The 12,367-nt window shown below is 42.5% G+C and carries 13 protein-coding genes and 2 tRNA genes; 10 read left to right on the forward strand and 5 right to left on the reverse strand.

The features are described from left to right. Positions 1-11 precede the first annotated feature (11 nt). From MOB01S_RS04635 to lpxC, 7 genes are all read left to right on the forward strand, one after another. On the forward strand, positions 12-371 hold the full coding sequence (locus tag MOB01S_RS04635) for a DUF5713 family protein (RefSeq protein ID WP_066802172.1): 360 nt from the start codon (positions 12-14) through the stop codon (positions 369-371). Between the two features lie 104 nt (positions 372-475). Continuing rightward, positions 476-551 (forward strand) — tRNA-Ala (locus tag MOB01S_RS04640). A gap of 70 nt (positions 552-621) precedes the next feature. Then, a tRNA-Glu gene (locus MOB01S_RS04645) sits at positions 622-697 on the forward strand. 123 nt (positions 698-820) lie between these two features. After that, positions 821-2,503, forward strand: coding sequence for a formate--tetrahydrofolate ligase (locus tag MOB01S_RS04650; protein WP_066802174.1), 1,683 nt, complete (start codon positions 821-823; stop codon positions 2,501-2,503). 69 nt (positions 2,504-2,572) lie between these two features. Further along, the gene (locus tag MOB01S_RS04655) at positions 2,573-3,328 is read left to right on the forward strand and encodes a CDP-alcohol phosphatidyltransferase family protein (RefSeq protein WP_157073894.1); all 756 of its coding nucleotides are present in this window, start codon (positions 2,573-2,575) and stop codon (positions 3,326-3,328) included. A gap of 200 nt (positions 3,329-3,528) precedes the next feature. Beyond that, entirely contained in the window at positions 3,529-4,275 is a 747-nt protein-coding gene (locus tag MOB01S_RS04660; protein WP_084349614.1) for a metal-dependent hydrolase, read from the forward strand. Between the two features lie 58 nt (positions 4,276-4,333). After that, positions 4,334-5,260 (forward strand): UDP-3-O-acyl-N-acetylglucosamine deacetylase, encoded by a 927-nt coding sequence (gene lpxC / locus MOB01S_RS04665; protein WP_245639997.1) that lies wholly within the window; start codon positions 4,334-4,336, stop codon positions 5,258-5,260. A gap of 228 nt (positions 5,261-5,488) precedes the next feature. Here lpxC and MOB01S_RS04670 read toward each other — a convergent pair whose 3' ends face one another. Beyond that, complete coding sequence (locus MOB01S_RS04670; RefSeq protein WP_066802180.1) at positions 5,489-6,025, reverse strand: hypothetical protein; 537 nt, start codon at positions 6,023-6,025, stop codon at positions 5,489-5,491. 175 nt (positions 6,026-6,200) lie between these two features. Between MOB01S_RS04670 and MOB01S_RS04675 the strand changes: the two genes are divergently transcribed. Further along, positions 6,201-7,022 (forward strand): CHAP domain-containing protein, encoded by an 822-nt coding sequence (locus MOB01S_RS04675; RefSeq protein ID WP_245639998.1) that lies wholly within the window; start codon positions 6,201-6,203, stop codon positions 7,020-7,022. A gap of 51 nt (positions 7,023-7,073) precedes the next feature. On the opposite strand, the gene MOB01S_RS04680 is transcribed toward MOB01S_RS04675, so the two are convergent. Both MOB01S_RS04680 and MOB01S_RS04685 read right to left on the reverse strand, forming a co-directional pair. Beyond that, on the reverse strand, positions 7,074-7,643 hold the full coding sequence (locus MOB01S_RS04680) for a DOMON domain-containing protein (RefSeq protein WP_066802182.1): 570 nt from the start codon (positions 7,641-7,643) through the stop codon (positions 7,074-7,076). Then, positions 7,643-7,963, reverse strand: a complete 321-nt coding sequence (locus MOB01S_RS04685; protein WP_066802253.1) for a YhbY family RNA-binding protein — start codon at positions 7,961-7,963, stop codon at positions 7,643-7,645. The genes MOB01S_RS04680 and MOB01S_RS04685 overlap by 1 nt, the downstream gene beginning before the upstream one ends. Before the next feature lie 105 nt (positions 7,964-8,068). Between MOB01S_RS04685 and MOB01S_RS04690 the strand changes: the two genes are divergently transcribed. Next, the gene (locus MOB01S_RS04690) at positions 8,069-8,701 is read left to right on the forward strand and encodes an RlmE family RNA methyltransferase (protein ID WP_066802183.1); all 633 of its coding nucleotides are present in this window, start codon (positions 8,069-8,071) and stop codon (positions 8,699-8,701) included. A gap of 251 nt (positions 8,702-8,952) precedes the next feature. Further along, a complete protein-coding gene (ftsH, locus tag MOB01S_RS04695; protein WP_066802255.1) occupies positions 8,953-10,836 on the forward strand; it encodes an ATP-dependent zinc metalloprotease FtsH in 1,884 nt (627 codons plus the stop codon). A 185-nt stretch (positions 10,837-11,021) separates the two neighbouring features. Here ftsH and MOB01S_RS04700 read toward each other — a convergent pair whose 3' ends face one another. Both MOB01S_RS04700 and MOB01S_RS04705 read right to left on the reverse strand, forming a co-directional pair. Then, positions 11,022-11,390 (reverse strand): hypothetical protein, encoded by a 369-nt coding sequence (locus MOB01S_RS04700; RefSeq protein ID WP_066802185.1) that lies wholly within the window; start codon positions 11,388-11,390, stop codon positions 11,022-11,024. A 27-nt stretch (positions 11,391-11,417) separates the two neighbouring features. Continuing rightward, on the reverse strand, positions 11,418-12,185 hold the full coding sequence (locus MOB01S_RS04705) for a M15 family metallopeptidase (protein ID WP_066802188.1): 768 nt from the start codon (positions 12,183-12,185) through the stop codon (positions 11,418-11,420). Between the last annotated feature and the right edge of the window lie 182 nt (positions 12,186-12,367).

The raw sequence follows: 12,367 nt of genomic DNA on the forward strand, positions 1-12,367 counted from the left end.
GCAGACAACCCATGTTAGACAAACAAAATTTAACCAACGAAACCATCAAAGCCCATGATTTTTTGGCGGATATGTACCAAGATGACTATTATCCAAGTCATTTGGTTGCCAAGATTGAACAGATTTTATTACAGCTGTGTGTGGACATAGAGACACACAAGCCAACCAGTGTTGCCGAGTTTTGCAAGTATTCGCACCCTGCGGTAGAAAAAATCAACGACCTAGAAGATGAGTTTGATGAGCATGACAGCGAGCTTGAAACGGTGGCTCGTGAATGTATGGGTGAGAACTTTGCCATCATCGCACAGGCGTATGGGCTGACTCTGACAGGCGATGACCTTGAAGAAATCATTGCCCCTCGTGAATGGTGATTTTAATTTTAATAAAATCAAAGTTTTACAAGATTTTTATTAAATTTTAAAATTTTTTCTTGACACCTTGTCTCTCTCCTTATATAATACGCCCACCTTGACACGGGGATATAGCTCAGTTGGTAGAGCGCTACAATGGCATTGTAGAGGTCAGCGGTTCGATCCCGCTTATCTCCACCAAATTTTAGGATTTGGTTGTTGAGAAACACAAGTTTCCTAGGCAAATATTACTTGTGTTAAGTTTTAAAACGCTCCATTCGTCTAGAGGCCTAGGACATCGCCCTTTCACGGCGGTAACAGGGGTTCGAATCCCCTATGGAGTGCCATATTTTAAACCCCCAAGTAATCTACTTGGGGGTTTTTGCTTGTACGGGTTTGGGGTTGATGAGGGTGTTTTGTTTGGAGATTTATGTTACTATATCACTCTCATGTTTTTAAGGAAAATCATCATGACCCACCTAACAGATGCTCAAATCGCCCAATCAGCACGCCTTGCCCCCATTGCCGATATTGGCAAAAAACTTGGCATTACGCCCAATGACCTAATCCCCTATGGACATACCAAAGCCAAGATTGAGCCTACTGTTTTGGACGCTTTGCCCAACAAAAATGGCAAATTGATTTTGGTAACTGCCATCAACCCCACACCAGCAGGCGAGGGCAAAACAACTGTTACCATTGGGCTTGCCGATGCCCTAAATCAAGTTGCCAAAGACAAAACAATCATCGTTGCCATTCGTGAACCGTCTTTGGGACCTGTGTTTGGGGTCAAGGGCGGTGCAGCAGGCGGTGGATACGCCCAAGTTGTGCCGATGGAGGACATTAACTTGCACTTTACAGGCGATTTTCACGCCATCGGTGCAGCAAACAATCTACTGGCGGCGATGATTGACAACCACATTTATCAAGGCAATGAGCTTGACATTGACCCAAATCGTGTCTTGTGGCGGCGAGCGGTGGATATGAATGACCGCCAGCTACGCCATATCACCTCAGGGCAAGGCAAAAAAGTGGACGGTGTAGAGCGTGCAGACGGCTTTGATATTACGGTGGCAAGCGAGGTGATGGCGTGCTTTTGTTTGGCAAGCGATTTGGACGATTTAAAAGAACGGCTTGGTAATATTTTGGTTGCTTATACCACCCAGAATAAGCCCATTTTTGCCAAAGATATCAAGGCAAATGGGGCAATCACTGCACTTTTAAAGGATGCCATTAAGCCCAATTTGGTGCAAACGCTTGCCCACACCCCAGCCATCGTACACGGTGGACCTTTTGCCAACATCGCTCACGGCTGTAATTCGGTCATCGCCACCAAAATGGCATTGCATTTGGGCGATTTTGTGGTGACCGAGGCAGGGTTTGGGGCGGATTTGGGGGCGGAAAAATTTTGCGACATCAAATGCCGTTTGTCAGACATCGCCCCAAGTGCGTGCGTGATTGTCGCCACTGTGCGAGCCTTAAAATACAATGGCGGTGTTGCCAAAGACGATTTGAAACTTGAAAATGTACAGGCACTCAAAGACGGCTTGCCAAACCTTTTAAAACACATTGACAATATGCAAACGGTGTTTGGCTTGCCGTGCGTGGTGGCGTTAAACCGCTTTGTATCCGATAGCGATGATGAGCTTAACGAAGTGATTAGGGCGTGTGAAAATATCGGTGCGTCCGTTGCTTTGTGTGAGGTGTGGGAAAAGGGCGGTGCTGGCGGTGTAGAGCTTGCCCAAAAAGTCTTGGAGGCGATGGATAAACCGTCTGAATTTAAATTTTGCTATGAGCGTGATTTGCCAGTGGAAGACAAAATTGGTACGCTTGCTAACCGCATTTATGGGGCAAGGGGTGTGATATTGTCGGACAAAGCCAAACAGTCGCTTGATGATTTGAGAACAAGTGGGCTAACGATTGATGATTTGCCCATTTGTATGGCAAAAACGCAGTATTCGTTTTCGGACGATGCCAAAAAACTTGGCGTGCCAACAGACTTTGACATCACAGTACAAGACATTACCCTATCAAATGGGGCGGGATTTTTGGTGGTGATTTGTGGGGCGATAATGAAAATGCCAGGGCTTCCCAAAGTACCATCTGCCCAAAATATTGATGTAGTGGACGGGCAGATTGTTGGGCTGTTTTGATTGTTTAATCAATAAAAATGGCAAAGGGTTTTTGCCATTTTTATATTGATGATGTTTATTATGATTGGTTTGAATAAAATCACCACACACTTAGATAAGATTTTTGATTGCTATGCTATTATCGCATTGGTGGTTGGATTTTTTATATTTGGCTGGATGGTTTTGTTATTTTTTGTATTTTTTATGCTTATTTCTTTTGATGTTCATAAAAAAAATCAAAAGAAAATTGGTAAAAATGTTATTATATTAATTATATTATTTTTAGGCGTATTTTTATTTGGTTTTTATCAAGATATTAAAAAGCATTCAAACATTATTTATAAAAAAGAAAATTTATATAAAATAGAAGGTACAATCCCAAAGAAACCTACCCGTGTCGCTATTGGACGAACTCATGAGTATTTTTTGACACTTGATAACAAACATTTTTATTGTGGTGATGATAAAAGGCGACATGCGTGCCAATTGATGTACGAATACTACGGTAAAAATGCCACCATTTATTATCAATATGGAAACAATCATCATCGGGCGTATGAGATTATAACAGATGATAAGGTGATTTACTCATTTTGTGAGCAGGTGGATTATTTCATAAAAAAGCAAACGATAGCAAAAAGAAAGTTTATTTATTTTGGTGTTTTATATGTCATGCCACTATTATTATTTATTTTTCTGATAAAATTACATAATCATCAAGTTAAATACGAAATTAGTTTTCATCAAGAATTGATAGCCAAAGATATTGATGATTGGCTTGGATTTGGTGTATTGTGTGCTTTTTTGGTTGTGTTGGCGTTTGGTTATTATTTACTAAAATTTTAAAATCTCATCGTTTTTATTTTTTAAAATTGTTATAATAAACTTCCTGCAAAACTCAAAAACAAGGAAAACCGTTCGTGGTGAGCTTGTCGAACCGCCACTGTTTTCCTACCCGCAGGCAAGCTCAGGGTGAACGGAAAACCTAGTTTTGCAGGAAGTCTAATACCATATTTATTCAAAAGTCATCAACTTAACGGACACACATGGCAAATTTTCAAACGCATCTAAATACTTCTCTTGTCATCAGTACAGGATTGTCGGTATTTGGCTATATGCATGATTTGTATGGCATTATAACGGCAGTATTTTGTGTGTTGATTGGGACGATGGGTGGACTTTTGCCTGATATTGATTTGGAGAGTTCAACCCCTGCCCAAGTTGGTTTTTTTTGGGCATCGCTTGGTGTGGCGACATTGATGGCGGTTTTGTATGCCATGCACCGCACGGGTGCCGATGTGCTTGTGCATACGCTTTTGATTTGGGCGGTGGGCTTTTGCGTGGTACGACTTGGGGTGTTTGGACTGTTTAGCTATTTGACGGTACATCGTGGCATGGTGCATTCGGTGCCTTATGTGGCGATGTGCGGGCTCTTGGTGGTGTATGGCTCTTTTTGGGGGTTAAAAACAACCGCATTTGTTAGTTGGTTATTTGGGGTGTTTTTATTTTTTGGGGGGCTTGTACACTTGTTACTTGATGAGATTTATAGTGTCAATGTGTTAAACGTCAGCCTAAAACGTTCAGCAGGGACAGCCTTTAAATTCTATGAACGTAAAAAGCCATGGCGATATTTTATTTTATACACGCTTATTGCTGTGCTTGTGTTTTTTGCTCCAGATTATCATGATACATGGCGAGTGATGAAGGCACTGGCGATAAGTCTTTTTGAATTGGGTGAAAAACTGCCCTTGCCTGATGAGTTGTTAGAAAGAATCACACAACATTTGCCATAATGACAAAATTGTCTCATTTTGTTAAAATAAGCCAAATTGTAACAAAATGAGACAAACATTGAATACAACTCCTACCTATCAACGTACCCTTGCCACATCTATTACCGCACAAGGTGTGGGACTTCACAGTGGTAAAACTGTTACCATGACACTGCGTCCTGCTCCTGTTGGTACGGGCATTGTTTTTGTGCGTACAGACCTTAATAACACCCAAATTCCCATGAGTGCTACGCTCATCTTGGATACCATGATGTCATCAAATCTTGTGGTGGGTGATGCTCGTGTGGGAACGATAGAGCATTTATTGTCGGCTGTGTCAGCCTGTGGTATTGATAATCTTTATGTTGATGTTGATGCTTCTGAGATTCCTATCATGGACGGTTCGGCGGTGGTATTTTTATCATTGATAGAAAAAGCAGGCGTGGTAGAACAACACGCTCCCAAAGAATTTATCAAACTTAAAAAAGAAGTCAAAGTAACAGATGGCGATAAATGGGCAAAAATCACCCCCAACATGAGTGATGATGATGGTTTTTTTATGACATTTGAGATTAATTTTGACCATGTCGCCATCAAAGCAACCGACCAGACCGCTACACTTGATTTTAATACCGATAACTTTATTCGTGAAGTGGGGCAAGCTCGCACCTTTGGTTTTTTAAAGGATTTAGAATATCTGCGTTCTTGTAATTTGGCATTGGGTGGTAGTTTGGATAATGCGGTGGTGCTTGATGATGATTCTGTGATGAATGAGGGCGGACTTCGTTATCCCAACGAATTTGTTCGCCACAAAATCCTAGATGCGGTAGGGGATTTGTATGTGATTGGTCGTCCGTTATTGGGTCAGTTTTCAGCATATAAATCAGGACACGCTCTCAATAATGCCCTGATTCGGGCGATTTTGGCAGACGAAACCAGCCATGAAATTGTAACATTTTATGACAAAAATCGTTGCCCAATTACTTATCATTCCCCAAAAATTTAAGCAACTGTTGTTAGGCTAGCATGATAGCAGTTAAAAATGGGCAAACTTAGTGTAATAATTAACAATTGTTCATGTTTTGCATATTGTCAAATGTATGTTCAAAAAAGTGGTGATTGAATCTTATATTTTACAAGCCTTGTGCAATTTGTTAAGTTTGATTATCAAGTAAAATCCACAATGTTGATGATGAGTCTGTTACATAACTTTACAAAATGGTGAAAAAACTCATCAATTTATTTGATTGTCATCTTTGACATGGATATTTTCTAACAATACCAAAAGACGTGAACGTAATTTTGGATTGGTGATGACAATATCGGCAGTTTGTGTTATAGTTTGCTTTATAGTTTCGTTTAATGGTTTTTTTGAACGAATAGTTTTGTTTTGGTGTGCCAATTTTTTATTTTTGTGAGCCATGCTGATGATAAAATGCAGTTCGGTAAAGCAAGCAAAATCTTCGTGGCTTATCAGAGCTTCAAAACAAGATGTTTGCAAATAACGTGCGTGATTGACTGCTGTCGCTGACGGCAAGGATATGGTCAGTTTGTTGTTTGTGGCATACACAACTTGGCAAGAATCCGCCAATGTCTGCCCAAGTATCGTTGCTAGTATAAGTCTAGCGATGGTGGTAAGATATTGTAGCCTGTTGAATTGCTTGTTAAGCTTGGGAGGTATTGTCGCCCCAGCTGATGCCATGCGTTCTAGGCTCGTTGCTAAGTGGTTGGTTTGTTTATTTTTTAACAAATCATCATAAGGTTTTGACATAAAGCACTCCAAAATGCGGACGTGGTGTCCAAAGGTCAAGTTTAACATGCTGTATGGGCAAAAGGTAGTCCCTAGATGTGTTTTTTGATGTAAACTTGATTTTCCCAAAAACTAACAGACATTCTTGATTTGTGTGGTGGTGGATTGTCATGAGTGAAGAATGCGAGGCAAACTAATGAAAAAAGTATTGTGGTTAATGCCAGCGATTGGCTTGACGGTAACAGGTGCAAAAGCACAAGATTACATTCCAACCCAAAGTGGCACAATTGCCATTTCGTCAGTAGACAGAACTGTAACTCTCGTTACTCCCAACCAAGCAACAACAAATGCGGTAGGTATTAGCAATGAAGAGTTAAATCGTGAGATTGACAACCTGATGGCAAATGCAAACAATGCAAGCCGTGTTCCTGTTGTCCAAGCAACTCAAAATACTCGCACCGTTGTACAAAATTTCAACGCTGGCAATAATGGCGAATACAATGTGAAGGTTGATGCGGATAAAGCCTTTATCAGTGTTAGCCGTGCAACTCCAGTTCAAACTCAACTACAGGCCCAATCCCAACCCCAATCTGCATCAGCCATTAGCAGTGGTGCGGCACCAGCCGTAGCAGCTCGCTTGGCATCTCGTGCTGCACATGGCAAAAGCATTGGTCGTTGTGCCTTATATGTGCGTAAGGCATTGCAATCAGCAGGTTATAACTTCACACCAAAACCATCAGCCTATCAATACGCACATGGCACGTTGGCAGGGGCGGGTTTTACAAAAATTAGCAACCAAAACTACGTCCCCCAAGTGGGCGATGTGGTGGTATTTAACCGCACTGCTAAAAATCCGCACGGTCATATTCAGATTTATGATGGACGTGGTTGGGTGTCGGATTTTCGCCAACCTAAATTTAGCCCATACAGCCAGCACAACGGTTATACCGTATGGCGTGACAGTCGTTACCTAGATGCCTCTAACAATGGCGGCACGATGATGGCAATGAACGATTAATGGTTCATATCATACATAAAAACCGACTTTTAAGGTCGGTTTTTTTTATTTTTAAAGTTTTTGCCAAAATGACTTATCGTGAAAATCAGGCGGATTGGCGTGCTTGATGGCATAAAAATATGGTGTGTTGTCTTGATATAAAATGGCGGTGGGGCTAATGGTGCAAATATCCATATGAGCGGTATTGTCTAATTTGACACCAACATGATAAACGTGATGAGTATCCAAAGGTGTGCCAGTAATGGCAAAAACCGTGCCATTTGCCCAACGTGGGGGTAGGGTGTTTGGGGTGCGGTAATCATCAAAATGATAGAGGTTGAATGCACCTGTTGGGGTGAAGTTGAGCTCAATGTAGGCACGTTGTCCAAAATCAAAAAAACATTCTAGGCAAGTTTTTTCCCACAAAAAATCACATCGCATGAGTGTTGGCTTGTTGGATGTATCCATAGAAAATGAGTTTTCTATAAAATAGCTAAGCTGTAAGGTGTCGCCTTGTATGCTTGCCACCACGTCCACGCTGATGGCATGGCTTGGGGTGGCAGTCAAAGCAAAATGGTAAGTTTTGTTGCTTTTTGAGTTGCCCCAAAAAACATCTTGGTGAGCTTGGATAAAAATTGACATTAAAATCCAAACCGTACCAAGTTAGACAGTTTGGGATTGGGTTCGTCATTTTTGCGATACAGTAATACCATGCGTCCAATGTGATGAGCAACCATGCTCTTCGTAGCTTCGGCTAGGGCGTTGGCACATTCTTTGCGTTCGTCTGCTGAGCCTGCTGGGATTTTGACTTTGATGAGTTCGTGGTCGCTCAATGCTCGAGCCGTTTCTTCAATTAGGGTGGGTGATAGACCGTTTGCCCCCACGATGATGATGGGGTTTAGGCGATGACCGATGCCACGAAGTTCTTTGATAAGCTCACGCTCTTGGGATTTTTTTGACATAAATTTTTCCAAATGTAAAATTTTAGCCATTATAGCAGAAAATTTGCCAAATTTAGTGATAATAATGGTAAACTAAGCAGTTAATTTTAAGTTGAAAAATTTGCAATGGCAACTCGCATAACCAATAAAAAGTTCAGTAAATCATCAAAGGCGTGGATGAAAGAGCATATTGATGATTTTTATGTACAAAAAGCCCAAAAAGACGGCTACCGAGCAAGGGCAGCATACAAGCTCATTGAAATCAACGAAAAGATGGGACTTATCAAAAAAGGCATGACGGTGGTGGATTTGGGTTCTGCCCCTGGTAGCTGGTCGCAGGTGGCAGGTCAGTTGGTTGGTGATGATGGGATTTTGATTGCTTCTGATATTTTGCCAATGGATACACTTGAAAATGTAACCTTTATTCAAGGTGATTTTCGTGAACAAGAAGTGTTTGATAAAATTATGAATGAAGTGGGCGGTCGCCCTGTGAATGTGGTGCTGTCTGATATGGCACCCAATACTTCGGGCATGTCGGCGGTGGATATGCCACGCATGATGTATTTGTGTGAATTGGCGGTGGATTTTGCTCTAAAAGTGTTGCCCGAAGGCGGGGCGTTGATTATGAAGGTGTTTCAGGGCGAAGGGTCGCCAGAACTTCGTGCTGATATGCAAAAAAAGTTTAGCAAAATCAAAAGTATAAAACCAGCCGCTAGCCGTCCTCGCTCCAAAGAGATGTTTTGGGTGGCGATTAAGTGATTGCTAGATTATGTAAGTTTGTAAAAAATTGTTAATAAACCATCTGCCTGTTGAATTTATCAGGTTAATTCTTGATTTTGTATGAATAAGCCTTATATTATTGACTTGTAGCGTGTGTTGGTGGGGTGTGTTTGTTCGTTAAATATCACCAAATGGGGTTAAGAAGTTGCCAAAATTTCCATGACAAATCACCTAAATATGCCCCAAGCTCCCATTTTTAAAAGTGCCAATAGGAATAATTTGTGAACGATATGGCAAAAAATGTTTTGTTATGGCTCGTGATTATCGGTGTGATAGTTGCGGTGTTTAGTAATCTTGACCGTGGTGCCAGCAAAGCTGATACGATGAAGTATTCAGCGTTTGTTACGGCTGTCTCAGAAGGTCAAATCAAAAAGATTGAGATTGATGGTGAGGAAATTACAGGTACGAAGACTGACGGCTCATTGTTTGAGACGGTTCGTCCTGCCTTGACTGATGATGAGCTGATGCCCATGCTTCGCAAACACGCCGTTGAGGTGGAGGGGGCAGTGCCTGAACGCCAAGGTGTAGGCACTCAGCTACTTATCGCAGCATTTCCGATATTGCTGATTATTGGTTTGATTTGGCTGTTTAGTCGTGGCATGAATGGTGGTTCTGGCATGGGCGGTGGACGCAACCCCATGAGTTTTGGTAAATCCAAAGCCAGAATGCTAGACAAAGACCAAATCAAAGTTACCTTTGCTGATGTTGCAGGCTGTGAAGAATCTAAACAAGAAGTTGTTGAGATTGTGGATTTTTTAAAAGACCCTTCCAAATTTACCAAACTTGGAGCAACCATTCCTCGTGGCGTGCTGATGGTAGGTCCTCCGGGTACAGGTAAAACCTTGCTTGCCAAAGCCATCGCAGGGGAAGCAGGCGTGCCATTTTTTAGCATTTCTGGCTCTGACTTTGTAGAAATGTTTGTTGGCGTGGGTGCGTCTCGTGTGCGTGATATGTTTGACCAAGCCAAGAAAAACGCCCCTTGCATCATCTTTATTGATGAGATTGATGCGGTGGGTCGTCATCGTGGTGGCGGTGGTATGGGTGGTGGTCATGATGAACGTGAGCAAACCTTAAACCAACTGCTGGTTGAGATGGACGGTTTTGAAGGTAATGATGGCGTGATTGTCATTGCAGCAACCAACCGTGTTGATGTGCTGGATAAAGCCCTGCTTCGCCCCGGTCGTTTTGACCGTCAAGTGTCGGTGGGCTTGCCAGATATCAAGGGGCGTGAGCAGATTTTGAATGTGCATTTGAAAAAATTACCACAAACCATCGGTGTTGATGTCAATGCTTTGGCTCGTGGTACACCGGGGTTTAGTGGTGCTCAGCTTGCCAACCTTGTCAATGAAGCTGCCCTGTTTGCCGCTCGCCGTAATAAGCATAGTGTAGATATGAACGACTTTGAGGACGCCAAAGACAAGCTGTATATGGGTCCTGAAAGAAAGTCTATGGTGCTTAGTGAATCTGAACGCCGTGCCACCGCTTACCACGAGGCAGGACACGCACTGGTTGCCCAGCTTTTGCCAAATACTGACCCTGTACATAAGGTTACGATTATGCCTCGTGGTTGGGCATTGGGGGTAACTTGGCAACTACCAGAACAAGATGCGGTTAGTAGTTATAAGGACAAAATGCTCAATGATTTGTCTATCTTGTTTGGTGGGCGGATTGCCGAAGAGATTTTTGTCAATCGCAAATCCACAGGGGCAAGCAACGACTTTGAGCGAGCAACCAAGTTGGCTCGTGCGATGGTAACCAAATACGGTATGAGCGATAAAATGGGTGTGATGGTCTATGAGGACGATGATAGTGCTGGTTATTTTGGCTCTTCTCGGACGGTCAGTGAGGCGACACAGCTCAAAGTAGATGAGGAAATTCGCCGTATCCTAGATGAGCAGTATCAAGTGGCATACAAGCTTATTGATGATAACCACGATAAAATGCACGCCATGGTAGATGCTCTGATGAAATGGGAAACCATTGACCGTGAGCAATTTTTGCAGATTATGAATGGTGAAAGTCCACGAGAGCCAAAGGAATATCAGCATGAAGTACCAACCGTTAACCTAACCAAACCTGCTGATGATTTGCCACCACCTCTGCCAACTGCTTGATTACTCAAATAAAAAACAGCATTGATTGAATGCTGTTTTTTATTTTAAGATTTTATAGTGATTTAACTTCAAAAACCACCAAAACCGTTGGCCCCAAGCTTGCCTGCGAGCAGTTTTCCGTTATGGGCAGGCAAGCTCACTTTGAGCAAAAAACCTTTGTCTGGTTTTGAATAAAATTGACTATATTAACGCACATCAATGTGGGTGCTATAAACATCTACGGTAAAATAACCACCTTTATTAACAATGCGGTTAATGGTGGTTTGTGAAATACTGCCACGAGAGAGCTTTTGGCTCATGGTTTGGCGGTTGGCTTTGCTGTCAAAATAGCAGTCTGCCTCGCCAGTCTCATCGCTCACCCCATTCCAAAAATCTGCACGGTCTTGCTGTAAAATGGCGGCGGCACTGGCTTTGGTATTGCCAGTGGCAAGGTTTTTGCCTGAGGAGTTGATTTTATCACTATTGGTGATGTGTGCCTCATAGGTGCAAAGATATTGAGCGAAAGTAAGGTTGGTCAATAAGAGCGTGCCAAGTAGTAGGGCTTTGATTTTCATAAAAATCCTCACGGTTGGTTGAAGTGATTAACGACATTCTTTGATGAGTAGTTCTGGGCGGTACTCAAAATGTGGACTGTCATAACTTGCCCATTTACCACCCCAGATAAATCCATGTTTTTCAAAGATTTGTACGACTTGTTGGAGTTTTGGGTCGCCAAGCAGGGCTTTGGGATAGGGGCAAGTCTTGTCCTCGCTGGTACAGCCGTCCCATCGCCAGTATTTGTGTAAGGGCTTAGGAAGCTCAAAATCCACTGCTACGCCAAAACTATGACTGCTTAGGCGGTTTGTTCCTGCAATCACACGCCAGTTGAGCGTGCCAAGTGACTTGTTGACATAGCTGGCTAACTCTTTGTTTTGGGCGATTTCATCACCGACTTTTTGGAGCTGGGCAGAGGCGTGGTTGCGTTTGTTAAATTGTAGGGTTTTGCCTGAGGGTTGCCATGTGATGGTGGTCATGTTGGCTTTGACTTGTGCCTGTGTACTGCCATACAATGCCTTAAAAAACAGATCATTTCTAAGACGACCTGCGTCCTCATATTGTTTGGGTGGATTGAATGCCAAAGGGTAAGTTTGTGAAAGCTGATCGGCAATGCTGGCGTGATTTAGGCGTTGGATAAATGGGGCGGTAGAAACCGTGCCAAGAGGCAGTATTTTGCCGTTTGTAAAAATCACTTTGCCATCTGTAACTGATTTAATGTCAGGATAGGCGGTGGTCAGGCAAGTTGCCACATCAGCCAAGGCAGGAAAGCTGATGGCAAGTAGGGTGGTGAGTGTGAGCTTGGCGATTTTCATGGTGTTTTGGAGCTGGTAAAAATTGATGAATTAACTTGATTTGTTATATGAAGTTAACAATCCGTCATTGGGTAAACTTAAAACCAGTGCAACCGCCACCATCATGGTGTGCGGTCATGCCTACTAAAATACAAACAATCTTTGTATCATTAATAATCTTAGTATATCACGCCACCTAAAAA

Source organism: Moraxella oblonga NBRC 102422 (assembly GCF_001598275.1).
Lineage (GTDB): Bacteria > Pseudomonadota > Gammaproteobacteria > Pseudomonadales > Moraxellaceae > Moraxella > Moraxella oblonga.

What these genes read in the sequence shown, in the direction of transcription:
- MOB01S_RS04705 (WP_066802188.1), bottom strand. Translation starts at nt 12,185, where the DNA reads ATGAAAATCGCCAAGCTCACACTCACCACCCTACTTGCCATCAGCTTT.
- MOB01S_RS04670 (WP_066802180.1), bottom strand. Translation starts at nt 6,025, where the DNA reads ATGTCAAAACCTTATGATGATTTGTTAAAAAATAAACAAACCAACCAC.
- MOB01S_RS04660 (WP_084349614.1), top strand. Translation starts at nt 3,529, where the DNA reads ATGGCAAATTTTCAAACGCATCTAAATACTTCTCTTGTCATCAGTACA.
- MOB01S_RS04635 (WP_066802172.1), top strand. Translation starts at nt 12, where the DNA reads ATGTTAGACAAACAAAATTTAACCAACGAAACCATCAAAGCCCATGAT.
- MOB01S_RS04700 (WP_066802185.1), bottom strand. Translation starts at nt 11,390, where the DNA reads ATGAAAATCAAAGCCCTACTACTTGGCACGCTCTTATTGACCAACCTT.
- MOB01S_RS04680 (WP_066802182.1), bottom strand. Translation starts at nt 7,643, where the DNA reads ATGTCAATTTTTATCCAAGCTCACCAAGATGTTTTTTGGGGCAACTCA.
- MOB01S_RS04675 (WP_245639998.1), top strand. Translation starts at nt 6,201, where the DNA reads ATGAAAAAAGTATTGTGGTTAATGCCAGCGATTGGCTTGACGGTAACA.
- MOB01S_RS04690 (WP_066802183.1), top strand. Translation starts at nt 8,069, where the DNA reads ATGGCAACTCGCATAACCAATAAAAAGTTCAGTAAATCATCAAAGGCG.
- ftsH (WP_066802255.1), top strand. Translation starts at nt 8,953, where the DNA reads ATGGCAAAAAATGTTTTGTTATGGCTCGTGATTATCGGTGTGATAGTT.
- MOB01S_RS04650 (WP_066802174.1), top strand. Translation starts at nt 821, where the DNA reads ATGACCCACCTAACAGATGCTCAAATCGCCCAATCAGCACGCCTTGCC.
- MOB01S_RS04685 (WP_066802253.1), bottom strand. Translation starts at nt 7,963, where the DNA reads ATGTCAAAAAAATCCCAAGAGCGTGAGCTTATCAAAGAACTTCGTGGC.